Annotated in this window: 27 protein-coding genes; 7 read left to right on the plus strand and 20 right to left on the minus strand. The window is 71.7% G+C overall.

Annotation, left to right across the window (positions count from 1 at the left end; genetic code table 11):
* On the plus strand, positions 1 to 220 hold a 220-nt coding region (locus VMV22_08715), incomplete at its 5' end, for a hypothetical protein (protein ID HUY22411.1).
* Between the two features lie 123 nt (positions 221 to 343).
* On the opposite strand, the gene VMV22_08720 is transcribed toward VMV22_08715, so the two are convergent.
* The 4 genes from VMV22_08720 to VMV22_08735 all read right to left on the minus strand — a co-directional run bounded on the left by VMV22_08720 (position 344) and on the right by VMV22_08735 (position 3,511).
* Positions 344 to 640, minus strand: coding sequence for a hypothetical protein (locus VMV22_08720; protein ID HUY22412.1), 297 nt, complete (start codon positions 638 to 640; stop codon positions 344 to 346).
* Between the two features lie 32 nt (positions 641 to 672).
* Positions 673 to 861, minus strand: a complete 189-nt coding sequence (locus tag VMV22_08725) for a hypothetical protein (protein HUY22413.1) — start codon at positions 859 to 861, stop codon at positions 673 to 675.
* Between the two features lie 129 nt (positions 862 to 990).
* A complete protein-coding gene (locus VMV22_08730; GenBank protein ID HUY22414.1) occupies positions 991 to 2,172 on the minus strand; it encodes a GerMN domain-containing protein in 1,182 nt (393 codons plus the stop codon).
* A 403-nt stretch (positions 2,173 to 2,575) separates the two neighbouring features.
* Complete coding sequence (locus tag VMV22_08735) at positions 2,576 to 3,511, minus strand: PQQ-binding-like beta-propeller repeat protein (GenBank protein HUY22415.1); 936 nt, start codon at positions 3,509 to 3,511, stop codon at positions 2,576 to 2,578.
* Between the two features lie 514 nt (positions 3,512 to 4,025).
* Between VMV22_08735 and VMV22_08740 the strand changes: the two genes are divergently transcribed.
* Complete coding sequence (locus tag VMV22_08740) at positions 4,026 to 5,027, plus strand: TIGR03617 family F420-dependent LLM class oxidoreductase (protein ID HUY22416.1); 1,002 nt, start codon at positions 4,026 to 4,028, stop codon at positions 5,025 to 5,027.
* Between the two features lie 142 nt (positions 5,028 to 5,169).
* Here VMV22_08740 and VMV22_08745 read toward each other — a convergent pair whose 3' ends face one another.
* Both VMV22_08745 and VMV22_08750 read right to left on the minus strand, forming a co-directional pair.
* A complete protein-coding gene (locus tag VMV22_08745) occupies positions 5,170 to 7,128 on the minus strand; it encodes a long-chain fatty acid--CoA ligase (GenBank protein HUY22417.1) in 1,959 nt (652 codons plus the stop codon).
* Positions 7,129 to 7,243: 115 nt separating this feature from the next.
* Complete coding sequence (locus tag VMV22_08750; GenBank protein HUY22418.1) at positions 7,244 to 8,002, minus strand: fatty acid desaturase; 759 nt, start codon at positions 8,000 to 8,002, stop codon at positions 7,244 to 7,246.
* A 152-nt stretch (positions 8,003 to 8,154) separates the two neighbouring features.
* Between VMV22_08750 and VMV22_08755 the strand changes: the two genes are divergently transcribed.
* The 4 genes from VMV22_08755 (at position 8,155) to VMV22_08770 (ending at position 10,795) form a co-directional block, all read left to right on the plus strand.
* Entirely contained in the window at positions 8,155 to 8,748 is a 594-nt protein-coding gene (locus VMV22_08755; protein ID HUY22419.1) for a GNAT family N-acetyltransferase, read from the plus strand.
* A gap of 61 nt (positions 8,749 to 8,809) precedes the next feature.
* Positions 8,810 to 8,995 (plus strand): hypothetical protein, encoded by a 186-nt coding sequence (locus VMV22_08760; GenBank protein HUY22420.1) that lies wholly within the window; start codon positions 8,810 to 8,812, stop codon positions 8,993 to 8,995.
* A 35-nt stretch (positions 8,996 to 9,030) separates the two neighbouring features.
* Positions 9,031 to 9,909 (plus strand): glycosyl hydrolase, encoded by an 879-nt coding sequence (locus VMV22_08765; protein ID HUY22421.1) that lies wholly within the window; start codon positions 9,031 to 9,033, stop codon positions 9,907 to 9,909.
* A 166-nt stretch (positions 9,910 to 10,075) separates the two neighbouring features.
* Complete coding sequence (locus VMV22_08770) at positions 10,076 to 10,795, plus strand: pyridoxamine 5'-phosphate oxidase family protein (protein ID HUY22422.1); 720 nt, start codon at positions 10,076 to 10,078, stop codon at positions 10,793 to 10,795.
* On the opposite strand, the gene VMV22_08775 is transcribed toward VMV22_08770, so the two are convergent.
* Complete coding sequence (locus VMV22_08775) at positions 10,773 to 11,144, minus strand: limonene-1,2-epoxide hydrolase family protein (protein HUY22423.1); 372 nt, start codon at positions 11,142 to 11,144, stop codon at positions 10,773 to 10,775. The genes VMV22_08770 and VMV22_08775 overlap by 23 nt on opposite strands.
* A 324-nt stretch (positions 11,145 to 11,468) precedes the next feature.
* Between VMV22_08775 and VMV22_08780 the strand changes: the two genes are divergently transcribed.
* Positions 11,469 to 11,987, plus strand: coding sequence for a hypothetical protein (locus VMV22_08780; protein HUY22424.1), 519 nt, complete (start codon positions 11,469 to 11,471; stop codon positions 11,985 to 11,987).
* An 88-nt stretch (positions 11,988 to 12,075) separates the two neighbouring features.
* Here the strand turns inward: VMV22_08780 and VMV22_08785 are convergent, their stop codons facing one another.
* The 13 genes from VMV22_08785 to VMV22_08845 all read right to left on the minus strand — a co-directional run bounded on the left by VMV22_08785 (position 12,076) and on the right by VMV22_08845 (position 25,064).
* Entirely contained in the window at positions 12,076 to 13,014 is a 939-nt protein-coding gene (locus VMV22_08785; GenBank protein HUY22425.1) for a DMT family transporter, read from the minus strand.
* 384 nt (positions 13,015 to 13,398) lie between these two features.
* On the minus strand, positions 13,399 to 14,463 hold the full coding sequence (locus VMV22_08790) for an HD domain-containing phosphohydrolase (GenBank protein ID HUY22426.1): 1,065 nt from the start codon (positions 14,461 to 14,463) through the stop codon (positions 13,399 to 13,401).
* Positions 14,464 to 14,481: 18 nt separating this feature from the next.
* Positions 14,482 to 16,473, minus strand: a complete 1,992-nt coding sequence (locus tag VMV22_08795) for a PAS domain S-box protein (protein HUY22427.1) — start codon at positions 16,471 to 16,473, stop codon at positions 14,482 to 14,484.
* Positions 16,474 to 16,763: 290 nt separating this feature from the next.
* Positions 16,764 to 17,225 carry a universal stress protein gene (locus VMV22_08800; GenBank protein ID HUY22428.1) on the minus strand — a complete coding sequence of 154 codons (462 nt, stop codon included), beginning with the start codon at positions 17,223 to 17,225 and terminating at the stop codon, positions 16,764 to 16,766.
* Positions 17,222 to 17,890 carry a V-type ATP synthase subunit D gene (locus VMV22_08805; GenBank protein HUY22429.1) on the minus strand — a complete coding sequence of 223 codons (669 nt, stop codon included), beginning with the start codon at positions 17,888 to 17,890 and terminating at the stop codon, positions 17,222 to 17,224. Before VMV22_08805 ends, VMV22_08800 begins: the two co-directional genes overlap by 4 nt.
* A complete protein-coding gene (locus VMV22_08810; protein HUY22430.1) occupies positions 17,883 to 19,346 on the minus strand; it encodes a V-type ATP synthase subunit B in 1,464 nt (487 codons plus the stop codon). Before VMV22_08810 ends, VMV22_08805 begins: the two co-directional genes overlap by 8 nt.
* Positions 19,343 to 21,070, minus strand: coding sequence for a V-type ATP synthase subunit A (locus VMV22_08815; protein HUY22431.1), 1,728 nt, complete (start codon positions 21,068 to 21,070; stop codon positions 19,343 to 19,345). The genes VMV22_08810 and VMV22_08815 overlap by 4 nt, the downstream gene beginning before the upstream one ends.
* Positions 21,067 to 21,675, minus strand: a complete 609-nt coding sequence (locus VMV22_08820) for a hypothetical protein (protein ID HUY22432.1) — start codon at positions 21,673 to 21,675, stop codon at positions 21,067 to 21,069. Before VMV22_08820 ends, VMV22_08815 begins: the two co-directional genes overlap by 4 nt.
* On the minus strand, positions 21,672 to 21,890 hold the full coding sequence (locus tag VMV22_08825) for a hypothetical protein (GenBank protein HUY22433.1): 219 nt from the start codon (positions 21,888 to 21,890) through the stop codon (positions 21,672 to 21,674). The genes VMV22_08820 and VMV22_08825 overlap by 4 nt, the downstream gene beginning before the upstream one ends.
* A 4-nt stretch (positions 21,891 to 21,894) precedes the next feature.
* Positions 21,895 to 22,314: an ATP synthase subunit C gene (locus VMV22_08830; protein ID HUY22434.1), complete on the minus strand. Its 420-nt coding sequence runs from the start codon at positions 22,312 to 22,314 to the stop codon at positions 21,895 to 21,897.
* Entirely contained in the window at positions 22,299 to 23,687 is a 1,389-nt protein-coding gene (locus VMV22_08835) for a V-type ATPase 116kDa subunit family protein (GenBank protein HUY22435.1), read from the minus strand. The genes VMV22_08830 and VMV22_08835 overlap by 16 nt, the downstream gene beginning before the upstream one ends.
* Positions 23,688 to 23,706: 19 nt before the next feature.
* Positions 23,707 to 24,633, minus strand: a complete 927-nt coding sequence (locus VMV22_08840) for a hypothetical protein (protein ID HUY22436.1) — start codon at positions 24,631 to 24,633, stop codon at positions 23,707 to 23,709.
* Positions 24,630 to 25,064: a hypothetical protein gene (locus VMV22_08845; protein ID HUY22437.1), complete on the minus strand. Its 435-nt coding sequence runs from the start codon at positions 25,062 to 25,064 to the stop codon at positions 24,630 to 24,632. Before VMV22_08845 ends, VMV22_08840 begins: the two co-directional genes overlap by 4 nt.
* Positions 25,065 to 25,113 lie beyond the last annotated feature (49 nt).

Genomic DNA, 25,113 nt, shown 5'->3' on the forward strand with positions numbered 1-25,113 from the left:
GGTCACCCTGCACGGTTCGGGCTGGGCGGTGATGACCACGTCGGGGCTTGCCACCACCCCGCATGGCGGGGCAGCGGGTCCGGTGGTGGTCGAGCTACCGGGCGACGTGGTGGTTGGTGGGCTGCCCGTCGGCGGGACGCCTGTTGAACCACACGCTGTCATCAGGGCTGCCACAGCCACAGAGGCCAGCACCCAGGAAGGCCCCCTCGGGGCCCCGTGATCCGAGCTGAACACGGGCCGAGTCTCGCACGGGTCTCCTCGCCGAGGCGGCCCACAGGGGGTCACCGCCAGGCAAGCACCCCGACCGGAGGGAACCGCTTCGATGAGTTCCGCCGACTCCTCGTCACGAACGGTCTTGGTGACGACGGTCCAGGTGTGATCCGGCGATCCCGCGCAGAGGGTTCTGGCGCCGCTCCTCACGGACGTCCTCGAACGGGAAGACGTCGCGGAAGTCGTGACCATCCGAGAGCCTCCGTATCCGGTAGCCGCCACCGAGGACCTCTGCCACCTCGAAGCCGCTGGTCCAGTCTCCGAGGAATCTGTTGCGGACACAGACCGTCGTGCCTACAGCCAGCGTGGGCACGAGCGCGCCGCTCCCGGTAGCGGACCGTTGGAAGTCCTGGCTCTTGTCCTGGTGCACCTTGGCTCCTCCTGGACGTCCGAAGCCTTCGACTACGAGAAAGCCCCGGCGTCCCGCTTTATGGTGGCCGAGGTGTCGGTCGTGGGGCGTTGGCTACCGGTGACCGTATCGGACGCCGTGAGCTGGGCGCGAGCCGTGGTCCAGAACTCGGACCAGTAGCCGCGCCAGTCGGAGGACCCGAGCGCCCACGCCAGGGCGGCGATCCCTAGCCCTCGTGCCACCACCCGGCGCATACGGAGAAGATCGGCAAGCTGGCGGTGCCGCTTGAGGTGTCGAGAGCTTCACCGACAAGGTCCCACGCAGTTCCCCCGCTGTGCGGACGAGTCAGTGCCTTGGCTACCGATTCAGGGTCAATAGCCAGGCGGGGGTGTCAGTTGGAGCCACAGGTAGAACGCTCGGATGTTGCCGTTGAACGAATAGATGGCGCTGTCGACGCTCGCGAATTGTTCGGCAGTGGTATCGAGTGATGCCAGGAGCGCCGAGCTGCCACACGAGCTCGAAGCGTTGGGAATGATGGCCGAGAAGTTGGCGAAATCGATTCGAGCCACTCCATCGCCCACATGGGCCCAATTGAGCATTCCGGCTGTCTGCGACGAGAAGTAGCTCGTGTACCCCGCAGCCTGCTCGGCTGAGGTCGGACCTGCCAGGAGCGCGTTCATCGCCCCGGCGAGGACCTGCGGAGGTTGCACGGCACGAGTCACCGGGAACACGGCGTCACAGCTTGTCTTGCCAACTTGTCCGAAATACACGTTCACCCCCAGGGCGACCGGGGGCGTGCCGGTCGGGAGCGTCGCCACCGGTGCCGGCATCGCAGCAGGCGGGGAGGCCGCAGGCCCGATCGGACCGACCGGCGTGTTTCGAACCACGAGCCAGTAGCCCAGTCCCGAGGGGCTGCGCTCGATACCGACCACCAGTCGACCTGGGGTCAGACCCGCGGCGGAACCGAAGAAGCCCGCGTCACCGAAGGCGAAGACCCCGCCGTCTCGGGCGGTCAGCCAATAGCCCCTTCCGTCGGGAGTGGCGGCGACCCCAGAGACCGGTTGGATTCCGGCGATCGGGGCACCCGATCCGTAGAAGCCGGCGTCACCGAAGGCGAACACCCCGCCGTCGGCTGCCGCCAGCCAGTAGCCCAGGCCATCCGGGGAGCGGGCGATCCCCACGACTGATCTGATGCCAGGGATCGCGGCACCCGATCCGTAGAAGCCGGCGTCACCGAAGGCGAAGACCCCGCCGTCGGATGCCGCCAGCCAGTAGCCCCTGCCGTCGGGCGTGGCTGCCATGGCCGTGACCGGAGCGTTGAGCCTGACAGCGCCCATGGATCCGTAGAAGCCGGCGTCACCGAAGGCGAAGACCCCGCCGTCGGATGCCGCCAGCCAGTAGCCCCCGCCGTCGGGCGTGGCGGCCATCGCCGTGACCGGAGCGTTGAGCCTGACGGCGCCCATGGATCCGTAGAAGCCGGCGTCACCGAAGGCGAAGACCCCGCCGTCGGATGCCGTCTCCCAGTAGCCCTGGCCGTCGGGCGTGGCGGCCATTGCTGTGACCGGTTGTGTGTTCAAGACGGATGCAGTGGAGCCGTAGAAGCCGGCGTCACCGAAGGGCAGAACCGTCTCGCCGACCGCGGCTGCGGCGGGTTCCGCCACAGATGCGGCGAGACCCAGGAGCACGCAACATGCGACTGCTAATCCCGACAGGCGACCACGGGGTACCCTCATCCCACCCTCCGTCTCCACCGCCCTGCTGTCATCAGACAACACATCCCGAGAGGCATGTAGGGCCGAAGGTCCCGGCGTCGTTCACGTATGGGAGGGGCCAGAGCCAGGGCGGGGTCGACCCAACCCGGACCGCTCGCCCCAGACACTTCCAATGCGGTCATCCGCCGCGGTGTTGACGAGTCGGGAGATCAGCGCTCCGAGCTGGGACCGAGGCTGTGGGTCTTTACGAGGTCGTCGATGCTGGCGGCAGACCCATGGTCTTGGCGTGCACGCCGAGTTCGGAGTGCGGCGGTACCAGGTCGAGGCCGTCGACGGCGTCAAGGAGCCCCGGGGTGTCGCCGGGCTGGCCCCTGACCCCGTACTGCCAGACGACCGATTCGGTCTTGGGGTCCACCACGATGACCCGGTCGTTGGCATCGTCGGTGGCGATCACATCCCCGTTGGGGAGTGCGAGGGCCAGCGACGGGTGGTTGAGGGCGACGTTGCCGCTCGGGCGATACCGCCACAGGAGGCGGCCAGATGCGTCGAAGGTCTCGATCTGGCCTGGGTCGGAGTAGTCCACCGTCAGGTAGGTGCCGGGGCGCACTTCGTTACTGTCGGAGGGGTAGCTCACGCCCGGAGGGTGCCATGAGGCATAGATCCTCCCGGCCAGGTCCATCTCGTCCACCCAGTCCCCATTGATCTCGGTGACCAGGTAATGCCCATTGACCATGGGAAAGACACCGTTCGGACTCCCGAAGCGAGCCGGTGGTGCGTGGTGGCAGGCCGAGGTGGTCGCGCCATAGACGCGGGCCGGTGTCTGCGTGTGCGGGGCGATGAGCAGGATGCGACAGTTCTTGATGTCGGCCGTGAGCACGTCCCCGTTCGGGAGGACCACGGCATCGTCGGGGTTCGAGAGATGGTTCGGGCTATCGCCGGGCACACCCGGCGTGCCGTAACGCCAGAGGATCTTCCGCGAGGCCACATCGATCAACGTGACCACCGAGAACTCCTCCTCGGTCGCGATGATCTGCCTCCCGTCCGGGGTGAAGAAGGCGTCGTCCGGACTCTTGAACTCGACCCCGGGGGAAAGATCGCCGGGCCGGGGAAAGGTCCAGATGGTGCGGCCGTGGGGATCCACCACGATCAGCCGGTTGTTGCCCTCGTCGGCGATCAACACGGGACCGGGAAGCACGCTCGGGTCAGAGCCTGGCGCCAGGCGAGCAGGACCCGTTCCGGTGCTGGGAAGCAGCGGTGCACGGGCCGCTGACTCCGCGTGCGTCGTGGCGGTCCGGGGAACGATGGTGTGACCTGGACGACCACCGGAGCTGAGCGCCGCACCCACGCCCACGCCCACCAGGATGGCAGTGGTGGCCCCGACAATCGTGCGGTTGCGCCGGACACGTCGCGATGCCCGCTGGCGCTGCATACGTCACCATGATGGCTCTCCACCGGCGTTGTGGCGGCCATTGGTCCTGAGTCGCAGGGACCTTGGTCCCTTCTGTCGTCCTGGCTCGACCAGCTCCTGGCGCAGCATTTACGGTCTGAGGCGGCCACCACCGGGTGCCGGGGTACGAAGGTCGGATGAACTGCAAGCCGATCTCCGCATCCCGGGTGATCCCCCTTGTCGACCAGGTCCCCTACCCGATCGTCCACCCGCTCACCGAGGAGCCAGCCCGATGAAGATCCACACCATGCTCTCCGGGCTCGAGGATGCCGGCGAGCGTGCTCGTCGCCTCGAAGCACTCGGGGTGGAGGGCGTGTTCACCTTCGAGGGACCTCGGGATCTCTTCTTGCCCCTCATCCTCGCGGCAGCGAACACCTCGACGATCGAACTGATGACCAACGTCGCCATCGCGTTTCCCCGCAACCCGATTCAGCTCGCCCACCAGGCCAACGACCTGCAATGCCTGTCGCACGGGCGCTTCACCCTCGGGCTCGGGGCCCAGGTCCGGGGGCAGATCGAGAAGCGCTACGGCGTACCCTTCGACCGTCCCATCGCCCGTATGCGGGAGCTCATCGGGGCTCTCCGGGCGATCTTCGCCGCCTGGCAGTACGACGAAGGGCTCGCGTTCGACGGTGAGTTCTACCGTCACACGCTGATGCCACCCATGTTCAACCCGGGGCCGAACCCCTACGGGATGCCGCCGATCTTCCTGGGGGCACTGGGCCCGCAGATGACCCGCCTTGCCGCCGAGATCGCCGACGGCCTGCTGGTCATGCCCTTCAACACCAGACGTCATTTCCAGGAGCGGACCTTGCCGATGGTCGACGAGGGCCTGGCTCGAGCCGGCCGCAGCACGGCGGATCTCGATCTCGTCGGCGAGGTCATCGTGTGCTGTGGCCGCACCGAGGAGGAGTTGGCCGCGGCCGACGAGGCAACTCGCTGGCTTCTCAGCTTCTACGCGTCGACGCCGTCCTACCGACCCGTCCTCGACGTCGAGGGCTGGGGCGATGTGCAGACGGAGTTGCATGCCCTCTCCAAAGAGGGACGCTGGGACGAGATGCCACGACGCATCGAACCGGCGATGCTCTCCACGCTCGCTGCTCGCGGGACACCCGAGGAGGTGGCCACCGACATCGCAGCGCGCTTCGGCGAACGCGTCCATCGGGTCGCCTTCTACACGCCCCAGGCCATCGACGAGCAGAGCCTCGGCGCCCTGGTGGACGCGCTGAGGAGCAGACCCGTCGCCTGAACCACCCCGCGGGCGCGAGCCGGCCGTTGCGTTTGGGCTCGGCCCCGGGGTTCGCCCGCTCTGTGACGACGGCCCCCGCAGTGACCTCGGACGGTCGGGCTGGGCTTGACCCGGCAGAGCTCCCCAGGGAGGCGCACGACACTCAGCCGCCGGCATAGATGTCGTCGATGATCTCGTCGTAGTGTTCGTACACGACTGATCGTCTGACCTTCATCGTGGGGGTGAGCTCCCCGGCCTCGGCCGTCAGGTCATGAGCCAGCACTCGGAACTTGCGGATGCCTTCGGCGTGTGACCGCTTGGTGTTGATCTGATCGATGCCCGCCTGAATGGCGGCCAGCAGGTCCGGATCGGCCGCCAGGGATTCGAGCTCGCCGAGCTTGTTGTGCTGCTGAGCCCAGCGGGTGAGCTTCTCGGGGTCGAGAGTGAGCAGGGCAGCGAGGTACTTGCGCCCTTCGCCGACGACGATCGCCTCGGAGACGAGCGGGTGGTTGCGCAGGTCGCTCTCGATGTCCTGGGGGGCGATGTTCTGGCCGCCGGCCGTGATGATCAGGTCCTTCTTGCGACCCAGGAGGCGGAGGGAGCCATCGGTGTCGAAGGCTCCCGTGTCGCCGGTGTGCATCCATCCGTCGACGTCGACGAGCGCGTCCGTGGCCTTGGGGTCGTTGACGTAGCCGAGGCACACATTGCCACCCTTGATCAGGATCTCGCCGTCGTCGGCGATCCTGACACCGATGCCGGGCAGCGGGGTTCCGACGGTGCCTATCCGGATGTGATCGACGGGGTTGCCGGCGCCGGCCCCGCAGCCCTCGGTCTGGCCGTACAGCTGGATCAGGGGCAGCCCGATGGCGTGGAACCAGCGGATGAGGTCGGGGTGGGTCGGCGCCGCCGCGGTGACCAGAACGTGGGCCTGGTCGAGGCCGATCTGTCGGCGGATGGTTGCACCGATTGTCCGGTCCAGGGCCCGGTAGAGAGCGGCGGCGGACCTGGCCTGCGGCGTGCCCTCCTGCTCGGCGGCGACATTGCCCAGCCCGAGTGTGACGTAGCGGTCCACGGCTGCTCGCACCGGCAGGGCCTGGGTCCGCACATGGTGCTCGATACCTTCGCGAAGCTTCTCCCACACCCGGGGCACGGCTACGAACACGGTCGGCCGACACGCCGGGAGGTCCTCGGCGACTGTGGTGAGGCTGCGGGCGAACCAGGTCTCACCGGCCACCGCGATCGGCATGAAGTCGCTGACCATACGCTCGGCGATGTGGCTGAGCGGCAGGAACGACAAGAAGCGTTCGCCGTCACCGATGTCATAGACAGGGGCGACACAACGCAACGACCACATGATGTTGGCGTGGCTGATCACCACCCCTTTGGGAGGGCCGCTCGTGCCGCTCGTGTAGACGATCGTCGCGACGTCATCGGGCTGAACCTCACGGGACCGTTCGTGCACGGCGTCGGGATCGCGGACGAGCCGATCGGCACCGATACCTCGGAGTTCGTCGAAGCTGATGACGAAGCTGTCGCTGGTCCGGCGGGCACCGTCCGCCAAGACCACCCGCTCGAGGGCGGGCAACTCGTCTCGAACCTCGAGGACCTTGCCCAGCTGCGCGTGGGTGTCCACGAAACACACCGCGACATCGGCGTGGCCGAGGATGTAGGCGACTTGTGCCGGTGAGCTCGTCGGGTAGACGGGGACCGTCACGCTCCTGTTGAAGAGCGTCCCCAGGTCGGCCAGATGCCACTCCACTCGGTTGGCCGACAGGATGGCAACCCGCTGACCGGGTTCGACGCCGAGCTCGGCTAGGCCCCCGGCAATCTGCGTGGCCGCCAGCAGGTATTCGGCCCACGTGACGGCCTCCCACTCCCCGGCGGTGGAACGCTCCCCCGGGCAGTGCCGCATCGCCGGGCGGCCGGGATGTCGCTGCCCGTTCGCGATGAAGGCGTCGACGATCGTGGCGCCCTGTTCGGCTGCCACCCCGACCGATCTGGTCTCGGTCCCCATCAGGTGGTCCCGGTCGTGGAGAAGCGCCATCACACCTATTCCATACGACGACCCGACAGATCGATGCCAGAGCCGAAGGGCTCTTTCGATGTGACGGAGCAGGTTCACCGCGCTGGTCGAGTGACAGCTGGGCAGGCCCGAGCCCGCTACGAGGACCTGTCGTCAGAGGATGGCGGCACACAGCCAGAGGCGACACCCTGGCCGGCGCGAACGCCGCTCACGGCTACCGGCCGACAGAGCGGACAGAGCCTGCGGAGACCGTGGACGGCCGGTCAGGGTGCCGAAGGGTGGCGCAGCGGAGGAGCACGAGGACCCGGATGCACCACCACCCCGGGTCGAATTCCCCCTTCGCCAGGCTCAGTCGGCTCGACGTGGTGGCGGCGTGATGATTGTTGTGGAGCCCCTCGCCGACGACGAGCCACGCCAACCACTGGTTGTTCGTGGCGAGATTGTCGTACGGCCGCCGTCCCCACCGGTGGCCCACGGCGTTGATGGCGCCTCCGCTCAGGAGGTAGTAGGCGGCGTGGACCCCAGCGGTGACGAGGGCGAGCTGCCAGCCGATCAGGACCACGAGGATGCCCACCCCGAGACCGAGGCCGAGCAGGGCGTGGTCGAACACGACGCGGTCCCAACGATCGCCGGGCATGTCCCGGGCGTACCGGGCGACCATGGCAGGGTCCCGGGCCACCTTGCGGTAGAGCAGCGCGTTGGCGAACTGCACCCGCGCGAAACCCAGGACGAGCGGGGAGTGCGGGTCACGCTCGGTGTCCGTGAAGGCGTGGTGCTTTCGGTGCACGGCGACCCACTGGCGCGGCCGAGTGCCGGTGCCCATCCAGATCAGGACCCGGCACACCGTCCGGACGCCCGGTGAGAGCCGCAGGGCCCGGTGCGCCAGGCATCGGTGCAGGTACACCGTGGTCACCAGGAGGCACACCTGGGAGATGAGGAGCCCGCCCAGGACGGCCCCGAGGAGGAGAAGCACGGCGGTGACAGTACTGCCGCCGGAGCCCGCCGTGACGATGCGGACGTGGCGACCCTCGGCGCGACCGGAGGGCACGACCGGGGACCGGCGTCCGACGGAGGATTCGCGCCCACCCCCGGGCCCCGGCGGAGGCGTCCGATATCTTGTGCGCCGTGCCCGCCCACGGCGTCCGAAGGGCGCAACCCGCCGATGTCGATGCACTCGCCACGACGCTGGCGCGCGCCTTCGACGACGACCCCCTGACGATGTGGCTCTTCCCGGACGCCGCCGCTCGCCGGCGCCGGCTCCCGGCCTTCTTCCGGTCCCTGCTCCGGGTGGCGCTCCCCGTGGGCGAGGTCTACACCGCCGAGGACGCCCGATGTGCCGCCATCTGGAACCCCCCGGGCACCTTCCCCATGGGCTGGCGCACCGACACCCGGCTCGGGCTCACCACGACGCGCCTCGTGGGGTGGCGCATCGTCACGCGGGCACGGGGCCTGCTGTACTTCGCCAGCCACCACCCCAAGGAGCCCCACTGGTACCTGCAGATGCTGGGCACCGACCCCGACGACCAGGGCCGGGGCATGGGCTCGGCGATCATGGCTCCGGTCCTGGAGCGCTGCGACCGGGAGGGCGAGCGCGTCTACCTGGAGTCGTCGAAAGAACGCAACATCCCCTTCTACGTGCGGCACGGGTTTGCCGTCACCGAGGAGGTCAGGGTCCCGGCGGGCCCGGTGGTGTGGGCCATGTGGCGCGACCCGAGGTGATCCCGCCGGGGTCGTGACATCGGGTTGCGCGCCGCCCTCGGCGAACGTATGTTCGATGTGAATGGACCGTCGCTACGAGCTCGAGAACCTGCGGCGCTCGATCGCCATGCTCCGGCCCGGCTCGGCGGCCCTCGACCGGGAGGCGGCCATGCGGCTGCTGGCCGAGCTCCAGGAACTGGAGCGCCGCCTCCACGCCATGCGCGCCGGGCTGGAGCGTCTCCTCGAACAGGATCGCGATCGGGATTAGCCTGGGCAACGGTCAACTCTGGGGGGAGTCGCCGGATGCGCAGGGGGGGGTTCGGGGCCGCACTGCTCGTGCTGGCCCTGTCGTCGATCGCGGGCTGCACACTCACCACGCACTCGGGGTCGAGCGCGCTGGGGTTCTTCGTGTCGTCGCAGCAGCCCTCGGGCGTCCGCTCCCTGGCCAACACCCTCGGCGTCCAGGTCCAGGGCATCTCCGCGTACACCGACGGGACGTCGTGGTCCTCGATCGGCAGCTACCAGCCGCCCGCGACCACGCTGCGCCTGTACCTGGGTGTCAGCATGTCCCCGGACAACGGCGCCCCGTCCCAGACGCCTGCCCACCTCGCCGTGTACCAGCGGCTGGCGCAGTCCCTCGTGAACGGCGGCCAGCCGTACGCCATCATCCGGATCGGGTGGGAGTGGAACACCACCTTCTTCTCGTGGGGGGAGCAGAACACCACCCCAGCGCAGTACGTGACGGCCTTCGACGACATCGTCTCCACCATGCGCAGTGTGCCCGGGCAGCAGTTCCGGTTCGACTGGTGCGCGGGCTCGGGCAACACGCCGACGAACGGCTCCTACGCGGACTCGTACCCCGGGGACCAGTACGTCGACTACATCGGCACGGACCAGTACGACAATCCCGTCACGAGCTGGAACGACAACCTCACCATGGTGGGCGGCCTGGCATACACGGTGAGCTTCGCCGTGGCCCACGGAAAGGTCGTCAGCATCCCCGAATGGGGCCTGAACGGAACCGACGACCCGACATTCGTCGACCTGATGCACTCGTTCATCGCCGATCCCGCCAACCAGGTGGGCTACAGCTCGTACTTCTCCGACAACGCCGGCGTCGATTCCGACATCACCCAATTCCCCAACGCAGAGGCCGCGTTCACCCGGGACTTCGCCGGGTAGGACCGGTCGCGGGGCTCGTGCCGACGGACCGGGCCCCGTCAGCTGGACTGGGCCTCGACGGCTGGCCGTGACACGAGCGCAGTGGGGCGACGGGCCGACCGGAGGGGCGACCGGAGGGCGACCGGAGGGCGACCGGAGGGCGACCGGCCGTGGGGCATCATGGGCCATGACCCAGAGCAGCCCGCTGCGCGAATCGCCGCGCACGACCCTGCGCCGAAAGCGCGAGCGGGGCACCCATGAACGGGGCGCCATCGACGCCATCCTCGACGAAGGGCTCGTGTGCCACGTGGGCTTCGCGGACGGAGAGTCGTTGTTCGTGCAACCGACCGCCTACGCCCGCATCGGCGACGACCTCTACTTCCACGGGGCGCCGGCCAACCGCATGCTGCGCGCCCTGGCGGCCGGCGCCCCCGCCTGCGTGACCGTGACGCTCCTGGACGGCCTGGTGCTGGCCCGCTCGGCCTTCCACCACTCCATGAACTACCGGTCCGTCATGCTCCTCGGGACGGCGGAGCGCGTCGACGACGACGAGGGCAAGCGGGCCGCCATGTCCGCCCTGCTCGACCACGTCGCCGCCGGCCGGAGCACCGACACCCGCCCACCCAGCGCCCAGGAGCTGCGGGCGACGCTCGTGGTGCGCTTCCCGATCGACGAGGGCTCCGCCAAGGTGCGGCAAGGAGGGCCCATCGAGGAGCCCGAGGACCTCGGCCTGCCCGTGTGGGCGGGGCAGATCCCGCTCGAGATGGTGGCGGGTGCGGCGATCCCGGACGACGGGCTGGCGCCCGGGGTGGAGCCGCCGGCGTACGTGCGCGGGTATCCCTCCCGCCGGCGGTCGGCCGCCGGCGGGAACGGCGACGCGCCGGTCAGTCCGACAGCTGGCTCATGAACTGGTTGAGGTCGAAGTAGTCCCGCCATGCCTTGATGCGCCCACCCTCCACCTCGAAGGTGCCCATGACCGGGAGGCTCACCGTGCGTTCCGGGGACACGAAGCGGTCGACGCGCTCGGTGAGCACCACGTCGCCGTCCGCCACGATGTGGCGCACGTCGAATTCGACGCGGTCCCACCCCGCGGTGAACCCCACGATCATGGCGCGGATGTCCTCCGTGCCCACGAGCGGGTCCACCGGGATGTTGTGGTACTCCGCGTCGTCGTGGAAGTACCCCATGATCTGGTCGATGTCGAGCGTGGACCATGCGGCACAGAAGCTCGTGACGACGTCGATCGGTGCGGTCACGGTTGGCCTCCCCGGTCAGGCGGTGGTGGTCGTCGTGCGGGCACTGCGACCTTGTCGCCCCCGGACCGTAGTCGGGTCCCACCCGGTCGGCCACGATCGATCCGGCGCTCGGTCCTGATGGACGCCGGCCCGGTGAGCCGCGGGCGCGCCCCCCGGGCCCGGCCGGGGCGCCGCCGGGTCGGTGGGCCCGGGCGTCGCCGGGGGTTCCGTGCGGGCGCGGCGGCCAGTGCGATGGCCCTCGTCGCTCTGGGCGCGTGCGGTGCACCTGCCCATGACCCGACGACGCGTCCCGAGACCACCACCCCGGCCCGAACGACGCCCCCGGTGGCGCTCCCACCGGGTGGTCACCTCCCCCCAGCCGCCCTCGACCAGCTGGCGCCCTTCGCCCGAGACCGGGCGGCGGCGGCCGCGCTCGCCGCCATGACCACCCGGGCGACACCCTCGGCCCCCGGGGCCGACGGCCTCACCCTCTTCCTGTTCCACGGCGTGGCGCTGGCGCCCGATCCCTCGGGGGCCGCCGACGCCGGCACCGAGTCCGTCCCCGTCGGCACCAAGGTCCAGGTCGACGATCCCGTCGACTACATCGATCCCTCGGGACGGCGCTGGTACGCCTTCCAGCTCGCGAACGGCCGCGACCCGGGGGCCGTCTACTGGCTGGACATGACGGCGCTGCAGCGCCGGCAACAGGCGACGCCCGGCCGGATCCTGTTCAGCCGGGTGGTCGGCGATCGCAGCGGCGTGCCCCCGACCGTCCCGAGCGCCTACAACGGCGTCTCCTTCGTCGACACGGCCGGTCACAGCCTCCCCGTCGGGGCGGCCGTGATCGTCTCCCTCAACCCCTGACATCGTCACCCACGCGGGGCGCGAGCCGACGCCCCGGCGGTGCTGATCGACCTCGTCCACCGGGCGATCGGGCCGGCGGGCCCCGGACTCACCGCAGGCCCGGGAGGTCGTGCACTTCGAGCGCGGCCGGCACGGGGCGCAGCCCGGCCTCGTCCTCGTGGGTGGCGCCCTGCACGAGCTGGCTGCGACTGAGTGCCACCACGCCCGCCACCAGCGCGCCCAATGCGGCGGCCTCGATGACCACCGCGAAGGGCTCGAGCTGCATGTGCTCCTTGAAGATGAACAACCCGAGCAGGCTGGCGACGAGCGGGTCGACGATGGTGAACCCGGGCTGCGAGGCCGCCAGCGGCCCCGCCTGGAAGGCATGGGCGGAAAGGATCATCGACCCCGCGCCGACGGCCACGAGCACGTAGGGCGACCAGGTGAGGAAGATCGAGAACCCGCTCCCCGTGTGCGCGCTGAGCTCCTTGATGACAGCTGCGACGAAACCCCACGAGATCCCCGTGGCCACACCGAGCGTGGCCGCCTTGCGCGCCGGTGAGGCCGGGGCGCCACGTCGCAACGGCGCGAAGGCGACGGCCGTGGTGATGATCGTCAGGCCGATCGCCGAGATCCCCGCGAACCACCACGACGACGCCTGCGCGTGGAGGTGCCCGCCCGACGGGCTGGCGGTGAACAGGAACACACCCAGGCCGGCGGCCATGGCACCGGCAGCCAGCCAGTCGTGGCGCGCCACCCGGCGCGTGCCGATGAGCGCCATGTAGGCGAACACGAACAAGAGCTCGGTGGCCAGGATCGGCTGCACGAGGGCGAGGTCCCCGAAGTGCAGCGCCGTGACCTGGAAGACGAACCCGAGGATCATGCTGGCGATGCCGGCCAGCCAGATGGGTTGGCGCACCAGGTAGAGCAGCAGACGGGGGCTCAGGCGCTCGCCGCCCGGGGCGGGAGCGGCGCCGAGCCGCTGGCAGACCGACGACGTGGCCGTGCAGAAGCTCGCGGCCAGGGCGAGGATGACCGCCCGCGCCATCAGCCCGCTCTCCGAGGTTGCATCGCCGATCCCGTCACGTTCGCACTCCGGGTAGATGCTATTGGCTCCCGGTGGGCCGCCGGCCCACGGTCGGGATCGGCGCGTGGCGCCGCGGCGCGTCGGCGGGCGTGGCCGCGCCCGACGTCCCGCCCCGGGGTCGGGAGGGGCCCCGGGCCGGGCCGCGCCACCACCTGACCCGTACCGGGCAACTCCTCGCGTAGAGGCGAGTCCTTCGCCCCGCGGGGCCGCGACGTCCGGCCCTGGTCGCCTCCCCACCCCAGCCCGCCTTGTCGAGTGGTGACAAGATCACGAAGCGTGGCCTTTCGGACCACCGCACCACGGCCGACCGGCTGCCCTCGAACGCCGACGCCGCCATGCAGCCGCTCAGGTGTCCGGGAACATCTCCAGGACGGCAACCGCCTCGCCGGCGTGATCCAGGAAGAGGTCGAGCACGTCGGGATCGAAGCTGGTGGCTCGAGCTGATCGCATGATATCGAGCGCCTCGTCGACCGGGAGCGCCGGCTTGTACACGCGACGGCTCACAAGGGCGTCGAACACGTCGGCCACGGCCGCGATGCGGCCCTCGAGCGCGATCTCCTCTCCGGCGAGCCCCCGGGGATAGCCGCTGCCGTCCCAACGCTCGTGATGGGTGTGGGCGATCACCGCCGCCATCACCATCAGGGGTTGGTCCGACTTGTCCAGGATCTCGAATCCCAACTCGGCGTGCTGCTTGATGACGTCGAACTCCTCCGGCGTCACCCGCCCGGGTTTCAGGAGGATGCTGTCGGGAACGCCCACCTTGCCGACGTCGTGCATGGCGGCGGCGAGCCGGATCGACGCACACTGCTCGTCCCCCAACCCGCACAACCCGCCGAGCAGCTCGGCGTACTGGCTCATGCGCTCGATGTGCTGGCCCGTCTCGAAGTCACGGCCCTCGATGGCCCGGGCCAGGGCCTTGATGGTGTCCTCGCTCGTCCGACGGAGGCTCGTCTCGCTGTCCTCGAGACGGTGCACGGTCTCGCCGAGGGCCTGCGTGCGCTCCACCACCATCTGCTCGAGCTGAACCCGGTAGGTGTCGTTCTCGGTCTCGACGCGGGCGCGCAACAGTGCGTTGGCCACCGCGATCACCACCTGGTTCACCTCGAACGGCTTGGTCACGTACCCGTAGGCCCCGAGCCCCAGGGCGATGGTGGCGAACCCCGGGTCGGTCACGCCCGAGACCATCACGATGGGCAGCCACGGAAACTGGGCGCGCACGTAGCGCAAGAGCGCCACGCCGTGCTCGTCGGGCATCATCACATCGCACAGGACCAGCTCGTAGTGATTGATCCTCAGGGCGTGGCGGGCTTCTTCGACCGTCGACACCGTGTCGCAGCCGTAGCCGTGCCGGGCGAGCATGCGAACCAGGGCCCGGCGGACGGCGTCCTCGTCGTCGACGACCAGGATCATGCGGCGAACCCGCGACGATCAATCACCGAGCACTGCCCGGATCTTGACCAGGAGCGCGGCCTCTGTGAACGGCTTGCTGATGAGTGCGACACCCCTCTCCAACGTTCCTCGGGCGGAGAGCACGGACTGGGCGTATCCGGACATGAAGATCACGCGCACATCCGGATCGGCCGCTGTGATCTGCTCTGCCATCTCGTTGCCCAGCATGTGCGGCATCACGACATCGGTGACCAGCAGGTCGATCTCACCCTGGTGCGCGGATGCAGCCGCAATGGCGTCCGCGCTGCAGCTCGCCGACATGACGCGATACCCGTGGCGCGTGAGAATGCGCACGGTGAGGGCGCGCATGGCGTCCTCGTCCTCGACGACGAGCACCGTCACGCCCTTGGTGTCCTTGCTTTCTTCCTCGACCTCCTCCTCGATCCCGACCTGCTCGGCTGACACGTCGGTGAGCGGGAGCAGCACGCTGACGGTCGTGCCGAATCCGGGCTCCGAGTAGATCTGGATGTCCCCGCCCGCCTGGTTCACGATGCCGTACACGGTGGCCAGACCCAAACCCGTTCCGACGCCCGCCGACTTCGTCGTGAAGAACGGCTCGAAGGCGCGCTCGACGATCGTGCGCTCCATGCCGATGCCCGTATCGCTCACCCGTAGGCGCACATGGGGCCCGACCGATCCCTCGCGGCGTTGCGAGGCGTGCGCCTCATCGATGACCACGTTCTCGGTATCGATGGTCAGCGTCCCCCCACCGGGCATGGCGTCGCGGGCGTTCAGCGCAAGGTTGACGAGCACCTGCTCGAGCTGCCCGGGGTCGGCCATCACGTCGCCGAGGTCGGGCGCGAGCGCGATGCGCACTTCCACGTCCTCGCCGACAGCCGTACGCAGCAGCTGTTCGACGCCGCGCACGACGTCGCCGAGGTCGACGACCTCGGGGTGGACGACGTCGCGGCCGCCGACCGCCAGGAGCTGGCGGGTGATCAGGGCGCCACGTTCCGCCGCCCGGTACGCCTCGTCGAGGTCGTCGGCCACCAGGCGCCATCGGGGGTCGGCGCCGGCGGCCGTCTCCTCGGCGACCGCCTTCGCCACCTCCTCGGCCGCGAAAGCGGTGTAGTTGAGGATGATGCCCAGCAGGTTGTTGAAGTCATGGGCGACGCCGCCGGCAAGCTGGCCCAAGCTCTCGAGCCGTCGGGACCGGTGCATCTGGCCGTCGAATCGCTCCTCGGCGGCCGCGGCCCTGAGCCGGCTGCGTTCCTCTTCGGCCTCGATCCAAGCCGATGCGTCGCGGATGGCGGCCGAGACGAGCATGCCCCGGTCGGTGGCGAACGTCCCGCTCAAACTGACGTCAGCGGCGAACTCGGTGCCGTCGGCACGTCGGGCCCACAATTGGCGCCCCTCCCCCATGAGCCGCGCGCTGGGGCTCTCGAAATACGTGGCCCGGTGTCGGGAGTGGCCGACGCGGTGTTCATCGGGAACGAGCATCTCCACGGGCGCACCCACCAGCTCATCGTGTTCGTAGCGGAAGAGCCGGACCGCCTTGTCGTTGACGAATTCGATGCGCCCGTCCCCGCCGACGCACACCATGGCGTCGGGAGCCGCCTCGAGAACGCCGCGGAACATCGATCTGGCCCTGTGCCGGTCGGTGTCGTCGCGGTGCACGGTCACGACCCCGACGATCTCGCCGGACGGGTCCACCACCGCGCAATGCGACAGGAGGACCGGCACGGGCGAGCCGTCCTTGCGCACGCGCACGGTCTCGTACGGCAGGACCCGCTCCCCGCGCGTGATCATGGCGAGCACGTCGTTCTCTCGCGACCGGTCCCCCGACGGGCACAGCATGTCGATCGGCTTGCCGAGAACCTCCGAGGACTCGTATCGGTACAACGCTGCGGCGCTCAGGTTCCACACCACGATGGTCCCGTGCGTCGACGTCCCGATGACGGCGTCGAAGGACGAATCGATGATCGGTGTCAACCACGCCTGGGTGTCGAGAAACGCCCCGATCTCGGTCACGGTGCCGGCCGAGGTGTCAGCCCACTCGCCGGCCGGCACAACGGCTCGAAGGCCACGCAGTCCGGAGCCGCCACGCTTTCGCGCGTGGCGGCCGACGACCCGGAAAGGCCCTGGTCGGCCTCCTCGCCCACTCCCCACCCCTCAGGACACTCAGTGCCCCTCCACGAGTCTTGTTGGCCCCACAAGGAATAGCAAGGGGTCTGACCAGGGCATCTCACTGCAGGTGGCGACCCGACCATCGTGAGAGCACCCGTTGGGGACGACCGGCGGCGGCGCCGGACGGCGGCGGGTCAGGCCTGGCGGTCGGCGACCGGCGGCGAGGGGACCACGAGCACCGGGCACGGTGCGAACTCCAGCACGTGCTCGGTCTCGCTCCCGACGTAGGGTGAGCGGACGCCCCGGCGGTCCGACACCGCCATCACGACCAGGTCGGCCGGCCACGCCCGCGCCTCCTCCACGATGCGCCGCGCCGGCGGCCCGGCCCGCACCACCGACGTCACGGCGTCGGCTCGCACGCCCGCCATCTGCACCTGGCGGACGACGTGGGCCAGGAGTTGCTCCGCCTCGCGGTGGCGCCGGGCCCCGGTGCCGGGACCGGTGACGTCCTCGATCGCCTGCTCGACGCCATGGTCCCCCACCACGGTCAGGACCCTGACGGCCGCCCCCCATCCGGCGGCCAGCGGAGCCGCCCGGCGTGCGGCCTGCAGGCTCTCGTGCGAGTCGTCGACGGCCATGAGCACGCGGGCGATCACCGGACCGTCCCACCGTCGTCGGACCCGGGCCCGCCCCCCGCGGTCGGGGACGCGCCCCGGCGCCGTTGCGCCCAGCGGGTCGCCACGCGCTCCTCGCGCTCGAGCTCGTCGAGTCGCAATTCCAGATGGTCGAGTGCCTCTTGGAGCCGCGGCACTCGAAGACGCTCGATCGCCCGCAGTCGCCGCTGCGTGGCCTGCAGCTCGGCGTCGATGCGCCCATAGGCGTCGTCGGCCACGGCGTGGGCGACGGCCGCCGCCAGCGCCCCACGGTAGGCGGCGGCTGCCGGGGCCAGCGCGGCGTTCCCCGCCGCCAGCGCAGCCGGCCCCGGGGCGGCGGCGGTGACACGGGCGTCGTCGGGATGTCGCACCCCCATGGTGTTGCCCCACCGCACGTGGACCTCGGCATGACCGGCGCACGAGGCCACGGCCAGCGCGGTGTCGGTCACCCCCCCGAGCACGCCCGACCGGAGTCCCCAGCGCTCGGCTTCGACGCACGCCGTATCCCACGCACGCTGCGTGTCGCCGCGCAGCAGGGCCAGGTGCTCTCGTTCGCGCCGGAGCAGCTGGCGCTTGCGGTCGAGCAGCTCCGCGCCGCGGCGCGCCGCGGCCAGGCGGCCGGAGAGCCACAACCGGCCGGCCCGCCCCGGCGGGACGTGCTCAGCCATCGTCGCGGTCGTCCCGGGTGGGCACGGCGTCGCGGTCGTCCCGGGTAGGCACGGCGTCCGACCCGGGCTCGTCACGCCCGTACCGGGCCGCCACGTCGGCCGCGGGCACCATGGTGAGCTCGCGTTCGGGGAGGACCGACACCACCCGCCAGGCGCGGGCCAAGGTGTCGTCGATCGTCCGCGACTCGTCGGGGCGCTGGTCGAGCAGCTCGGCGCCGAAGGCGTCGGCGAACGCCAGGTAGTACCGGTCGGTCTCGGTCAGCGCCGCGGTCCCGATCAGCTCCGCCAGGTCGCGGGCCCGCTGGGCGCGAGCGAAGGCGGCGACGAGCTGTGCGGCCAGGGCGGGGTGGTCCGACCGGGTCCGGCCGCGGCCCGTCCCCTTGCGCATGAGCCGCGACAGCGAGCCCAGGACGTCGACCGGAGGGTACAGGCCCTCGCCGTGGACGTCGGGCGACAGCATCACCTGGCCCTCGGTGATGTACCCCGTGAGATCGGGGACGGGGTGGGTCACGTCGCCCGCCGGCATGGTGAGCACAGGGACCAGGGTCACCGAGCCCGGCCGGTCGTGCAGCCGGCCGCAGCGCTCGTAGATCGAGGCCAGGTCGCTGTAGAGGTACCCGGGATAGGCCCGGCGGCCCGGGATCTCGCCGCGCGCCGCGGACACCTCCCGGACGGCCTCGCAGTAGCTCGTCATGTCGGCCAGCACCACGAGCACGTGCTCCCCCCGGTCGAAGGCGAGATGCTCGGCGACGGTGAGGACCACGCGGGGAGTCAGGATGCGCTGCACCACGGGGTCGTCGGCGGTGTCGAGGAACAACGCGAGGTCACCGGCGGCGGCGCGCTCCTCGAGCACACCGCGCATGGCGGCAGCATCGGCGCGGGTCAGGCCCATCGCCCCGACCAGGACCTTGAACGGCTCCCCGCCGACGTGCGCCTGTGCCGCCAGTTGTGCCGCCAGCTCGAAGTGCGGCAGGCCCGCCGAGGAGAACACGGGCAGCTTCTGGCCCCGGACGAGCGTCGTCAGCGCGTCGATGACCGAGATGCCGGTGAGGACCGGGTCACGCGGCACGTCGCGCCGGGTGGGGTTGAGCGGCGCGCCCGCCACGGGGCGGGTCGTCGTGCCGAGCATGGGCGGGCCGTCGTCGAGGGGTTCACCCAGGCCGTTCCACACCCGACCGAGCCACCCCTCCCCCACGGGGATCTCGAACGGCCGGCCCTCGAAGGCGACGGACACCGTGTCGGGGTCGATCCCCGCGGTGCCCTGGAGCACCTCCACGACGGCGAGGTCGCGGTGCACCTCGAGCACGAGGCCCCGGCGCGCCTCGCCCGAGGCCAGGCGCACGGTGGCGATCTCGTCCCAGCCGACGCCCTCGACCCCGGCCACCACGAGCAGCGGGCCCTCGGCGTCGCGGGCGCCGCGGTACTCGACCGACACGCCGACGTCGGGCGCGCTCACCCGAGGGCCTTCAGCACGGCCAGCACCTCGTCGCGCCGGCTCTCGACACCCGCGGCGTCACCCGGGCCCACCTCGTCGCGCACCCGGGTGACGCCCGACAGGTCGACCTCCTCCACCACCGACGAGGGCACCCCGCCCTCGACGAGGGCGAGGCACCGGTCGTGGACGGCCAGGACCATCTCGAGCAGGGCCGCCTGCTTGTCCGGCCGGCAGGCGGCGTCGTTGTCGCTCAACGCGCTCTGCTGCAGCACCGCCTCGCGCAGCAGCCTCCCCGCCAACAGGACCATCCGCTCGCGCCCGGGCAGCGCGGACAGCCCGACCAATTCGACCACCGACGCCAATCGGTCGGCTTCGGCGAGGAGGGCGACCGCCCGAGCCCGGTTGCGGGCCCAGGCCGGCCGGCCCGCGGCGGCGTGCCAAGAGCCGATGGCCGCGGCGTCGCGGGAGAACGAACGACTCCAGGTGACGGCCGGGTAGTGGCGCGCGTACGCCAGGTCCCGGTCGAGGGACCACAGCGAGCGGACGAATCGCTCGGTGTGCGCCGTCACGGGCTCGGTGGTGTCGCCCCCTGGGGGCGACACGGCGCCCACGACGGTGACCGATCCCTCGCCGCCGCCGAGGGTGCGGACCCTGCCGGCACGCTCGTAGAAGGCCGCCAGCGCCGACGCCAGGCCCGCCGGATAGCCCTCCTCGGCGGGCAGCTCGCCGCTGCGGGACGAGAACTCGCGCAAGGCCTCGGCCCACCGGGACGTGGAGTCGGCGAGCAGAACCGTGTCGTAGCCCATGTCGCGGTAGAACTCCGCCACGGTCATGCCGGTGTAGACACTGGCCTCGCGTGCCATCACCGGCATGTTCGAGGTGTTGGCGATGACGACCGTCCGCTCGAGCAGGGCCCCGCCCGTCACCGGGTCGTCCAACGCGGCGAGGTCGGCCAACGCGTCGGCCAGCTCGTTGCCACGCTCGCCGCACCCGACGAACACGATCACGTCGGCGTCCGCCCACTTGACGACCTGCTGGAGCAACACCGTCTTGCCGGTCCCGAACCCACCCGGCACCGCGGCCGTGCCCCCCTTCGGCACCGGGAAGAGCAGGTCGACGACGCGCTGGCCCGTGGCCAACGGCGCGCCGGGCCCGAGCCGGGCCTGCACGGGACGGGCGACGCGCACGGGCCACCACTCGCAGACGGTGACCGGGCGGTCCCCCACGAGCACGACCGGCTCCTCATCGGTCACCTCGCCCCCGCCCGAGACCCACGTCACCGTCCCGGCGACCCCCGGCGGCACGAGGACCCGGTGGTCGATCCGCCCGGGCGTGGCGACGGTCCCGAGGACCGTCCCCGGCGCGACCTCGGCACCACTGCGCACGCCGGGGACGAACCGCCAGGTCGGGCCCGGGCCGGCCTCACCGGTGAGCGAGCCCGGCGTCAACCAGGCGGGGCGGTGCACGAGGGGCCGCAACAGGCCGTCGAAGATGCCGCCGAGCAGGCCCGGCCCGAGCATCGCCGACAGCGGCCGGCCCAGCCCGACCACCCGGTCCCCGACGCGCAGGCCACCCGTGTACTCGTAGGCCTGCGCGGTCACGAGGCCGCGTCGGATCGACACGACCTCGGCCGCCAGGCGCGCGCTCCCGAGCTCCACCACGTCGAGCACGGCCGTCCCCGTCAAGCCCTCGAGCTCGACGAGCGGGCCGTTCACCCGCACCACGCGTCCCGCGGGCGGCGTCACGACCACAGCCCCTGCACCTCCCCCGCCATGGCGGCGATCTGGCGGTCGACCAGGTCCGCGGCGCTCACCACGGCACGGCGCTGACCGTCCTGCGCCACCACGTCGAGGCCGGCCGGGCCCCCGGTGTGCACCACGGCACGACCGCCGACCCGGCGCCGCGCCGTGGTCGCGGCACGCGCCGCCAGGGCGCGCACCTCGACCGAGCCCCGGCGCCGCTCCAATTCCTGGAGTGCCTGTGCCCGTAACGACTCGAACGCCCGGCGGTGGGCGCCGAGCACCAGAGACCGAGCCTCGGCGCGCGTGGCCGCCGACTCGGTGGCGGCGGCGCGCGCCGCGGCGAGCGCGCCTTGGGCCCGGGCCTCGTCGAGCACGGCGGCGGCCTCGGCCGCGGCGTCGGCCAGCACGTCCAGGGCGTGCTCCTCGGCGGCGTCGGCGACGGCGCCAGCGGCGCGCCGCGCGTCGTCCTCGATCGCCCGGACCACCGGCTCGAGCGACGCCCGCATGGCGTCCGGCCCGATCGGCGGCGGGCCCGGGGCGCGGGCGCGTCGTCCCCCGGTGCCGGCTGTCAGGCCGCGCACCTCCACCGACGCCCCCGCGCCGGTCACGGCGGCATCACCACCGTGAGCACCCCGGCGGCTGTGGGCACACCGGATCCGAGGGCGGCGGCTGCCGGCGTGAGGACCACGACGGCGACCTCCGCGGACAACGTCGTCAACGCCGTCGCCACCGATCGGCGGTCCTCCGCATGCACCACGACGGCGCCGGCGAGCGCGAACCCGTCGGTACGGACAGCCTCACCGATGACGACGACCGTGCCCATGGGGTCACGCCTTGCCGATGAGGACGATGGCGACGACCAGTCCGTAGATGGCGATGCCCTCGGCCAGGCCGACGATGACCATGGCCCGGCCGAACATCTCCGGCCGCTCGCTCATGGCGGCGAGCGCCGCCGATCCCGTGTAGGCCACGCCGATGGCAGCACCGATCGACGATCCCGCCACGGCGATGGCGGCACCGATGAGCGCCTGGCCGCCGTACGACTTGGCGCCCGCGGCGGCCGTGGTGGCCGCCGCGCTCGGGTTGGCGGCCAGCGACAGGAAGACGAGGACGCCGGCGCCGAGGAGGAGCACCACGTTCAGGACCGTCATCACGCGCAGTGCTCCACGGGGCCGGCGCCGCAGCAGGGCGCCGATCGCCACCGCCACCGCGGCGAGCGCGGGCAGACCGATCAACCAGGCGAACATGGTCCCTCCTTCGGGGTGAGCATCGCGATGTGCCAGGGGCGGAACGTCCGGCCCTCGGTGACGAAGATCCGGGAGAACATCTCGTAGTACTCGAGTCGCAGCGCCTGGATGCCGGCCACCAGGCCCTCCAGGGCGAACGCCACCGCGTTCCCGACGACGAACACGGCGGCGGCGGCCAACCACATCGCCGGCCCCTTGTGCCACAGTCCCGTCGTCCCCGACCAGACCAGGCCGCCCAGGGCGGCGTGCGTCAGCCCGAACGCGGCGAGCCGGGCGAACGACACGGTGTTCGTGCCGAGGCGCACGACGGCGTCGAACATCTCGACGCCGGCCTGGACGGCACCGGCGGCGCGGCCCCCGGACTCCGCGTAGAGGCCTGCGAACCCGAGCACGAGCCCTGCGATCGCGCACGAGACCCCGACGACGACAAGCGCGCCGAGGTGCCGGTACCAGCCGAGGCCGGCCAGCGCCAGGCCGAGGTACAGCCCCACGCCGGCGAGCCCCGACACGGCCGTCAACGCGTGCCCGGCGCCGCCTTCGCGCCAACGGTTCACCGTGCCGAGCCCGTAGGAGACGGCCAGCAGCACACCGCCGGCGGCGACGGACACGGCCAGCAGGGACGTGGCGTGGTCGAGGGGTGCCAGCCACAGGGTCGGGACCAGGCCGGTCGGCCCGAACGCCTCGCCGTAGGCGAAGCCGAACGCCGCGCTGGCCAGGCCTGCGCCGATCACGAACGGGGCCACCCGGCGCAGGCGCCTGAGGCGCGCCGGGCGGCCCGTCCGAAGCAAGAGCCCGGCCACCACCAGCAGCAGCCCGTGGCCCGCGTCGCCGAACATCATCCCGAACATGACGACGTAGGCCAGACCGGCGAACACCGAGGGATTGACGTCGGCATACGGAACGGTGGCGAAGGTGTCCACGAGCGGTTGGAACGCGCCGGTGGCTCCGCCGCCGCGCAGGAGCGTGGGCGGCTCCGCGCCCCGGGGCACCGGGAGCCGGACGACAGCGCCGCCGAGCGCCCGCAGCCGGTCCGCCAGTGCGTCGACGGCGCCGGCGGGGCTCCAACCGGCGACGGCGGCGGCGACCCCCTCGTGCACGGCGGAGGCCGCCACCCGCCGGAGGTCCACCTCACCGGCCAGCTCGCCGAGGCGCCCGTCCCGCTCCAGCTGCGCCGGGTCGAGCTCCTCAGGCGCCAACACGGGACGGACCGGGCTCCCGTCGGGCCCCTCGCGTCGCGGTTCTTCCCACACCTCGGTGGCGGGGCCGCGTGCCGCCTCGCCGAGGATCTCGGGCTCGACCACACCGGCGTCGGCCACCGCGACGAGGACGGTGCGCAGCCGGTCCCGCGGGGCGACCACTGCGACCCGTTCCATGCGGGCAGGCTCGAGGACGTCACCCCACCGCATCGAGGACCTCCTCCTCGGCGCCGCCGCGTGCGGCGATCTCGAGTGCGCCCCGTGCTCGCCATGCGTCCGCGGCGAGGAGCCCGAACGCCCCGACGGTGGACGCCTCGCCGGCGCGCGACCTGCCGACGAGGTCGGACCCTTCCTTCTCGACCGTGGCCCACCACCGGGCCTCGGCCCTCCACAGGTCCTCGGGGCCCTCGATGCCGTGGAGCACCCATGCCGCCGAGCGCGGAACGCTCCGGGCCAGCTCGGGCAGCGTGGTCGCGCCGGCCCAGCGGTCGCCGAGCACGCGTCGGGCGTCTCGCCGTTGCGGTGCGCCCAGCGACGCCAGCGCCCCCGTCACGAGAGCCCGTCCGATCACCATGGCCGCGTAGGACGCCGCCCAGCGCGACGCCGCCGGGGCTCCGTCGGCCACGCGACGCGCCCAGGTGATCTCGAGCGCGAGCCGGACGGCCGACGGGTCGCCGGTGCCGGGATCACCCCATGCCGATGTGGCCAGTGCCCGGCGAACCTCCTCGGGGGTGCGGGCGCCGGACACGCGCGGCCAGGCCGTCGACAAGGCGCCGAGGCGGAACGGCGGCTCCGCCCCGTACCCGGCGAGGCCGGCCAGGTGCCCGGCGACGTTGTCGATCTCGATGCCCGTGGCCAGCACCCGCAGCCCGCCCCCCGCCACCGCCGGCCCCCAGCCCGCGAGCACGCGGAGGTGCCAGACGAGGGTCGCGGTCACCGCATGCTGCGCGCTGCCCCGGTCCATCCCGGGCCGCACGTCGTGCCCGTACGGTGTGCGCGCCAGGGCCTCGACCGCACGGGCCAGCGACGGTGAGGCCGCCAGCTCCCGGGCCCCTCCGGCCCCGATCCGACGGCGGCACAGGCCTCGTCCCCGAACCTCGGCGGCCACCCACCCCGCACTCACGCGACCGGCCTCCCGGCGGCGGTGACTGCCCGGACCACCGAGTCGACGACCGCGGGCATCCGCTCCCGGGACACCCGCTCCACCCGCTCGACCTCGGCCCGGGCGACGGCGAGCTGCGCCCGGCACTCATCGGCGGACCGGTCGAGATCGGCTCGGGCCGTCCGCGCCAGCTCGGCGCCGGCGCCGGCGCGCGCCTCGGCCACCAACCGCTCGGCCTCCTCGTCCGCGTCGGCGCGCCGACGGGCAGCGTGCTGCTCGGCGCCACGCACGAGATCGGCGGCACGGCGCTCGGCCTCCGCCAGGAGCGCGAAGACCGGCGCCAGCTCCGACGCCACCTCGACGGCGCGGTCCACCGGGACGCCGGCCGCTCCCGGCGCACCGGGCACGCCCGGGAAACGCAGACGACGCAAGAACGCCTCGAGTGCCGGCACGGCCACCTCCTTACGCCCGTCGCGCCGCGACCCTGTCCCGAGCCTACGG

Source organism: Acidimicrobiales bacterium (genome assembly GCA_035531755.1).
Taxonomy (GTDB): domain Bacteria; phylum Actinomycetota; class Acidimicrobiia; order Acidimicrobiales; family UBA8190; genus DATKSK01.

Bases quoted from the DNA above. Each gene is read 5' to 3' on its own strand.
- VMV22_08830 (HUY22434.1), bottom strand. From the start codon at position 22,314: ATGTTCGCCTGGTTGATCGGTCTGCCCGCGCTCGCCGCGGTGGCGGTG.
- VMV22_08770 (HUY22422.1), top strand. From the start codon at position 10,076: ATGACCCAGAGCAGCCCGCTGCGCGAATCGCCGCGCACGACCCTGCGC.
- VMV22_08805 (HUY22429.1), bottom strand. From the start codon at position 17,890: ATGGCTGAGCACGTCCCGCCGGGGCGGGCCGGCCGGTTGTGGCTCTCC.
- VMV22_08785 (HUY22425.1), bottom strand. From the start codon at position 13,014: ATGGCGCGGGCGGTCATCCTCGCCCTGGCCGCGAGCTTCTGCACGGCC.
- VMV22_08835 (HUY22435.1), bottom strand. From the start codon at position 23,687: ATGGAACGGGTCGCAGTGGTCGCCCCGCGGGACCGGCTGCGCACCGTC.
- VMV22_08790 (HUY22426.1), bottom strand. From the start codon at position 14,463: ATGATCCTGGTCGTCGACGACGAGGACGCCGTCCGCCGGGCCCTGGTT.
- VMV22_08740 (HUY22416.1), top strand. From the start codon at position 4,026: ATGCTCTCCGGGCTCGAGGATGCCGGCGAGCGTGCTCGTCGCCTCGAA.
- VMV22_08730 (HUY22414.1), bottom strand. From the start codon at position 2,172: ATGGCCGCCACGCCCGACGGCCAGGGCTACTGGGAGACGGCATCCGAC.
- VMV22_08825 (HUY22433.1), bottom strand. From the start codon at position 21,890: ATGGGCACGGTCGTCGTCATCGGTGAGGCTGTCCGTACCGACGGGTTC.
- VMV22_08765 (HUY22421.1), top strand. From the start codon at position 9,031: ATGCGCAGGGGGGGGTTCGGGGCCGCACTGCTCGTGCTGGCCCTGTCG.
- VMV22_08760 (HUY22420.1), top strand. From the start codon at position 8,810: ATGGACCGTCGCTACGAGCTCGAGAACCTGCGGCGCTCGATCGCCATG.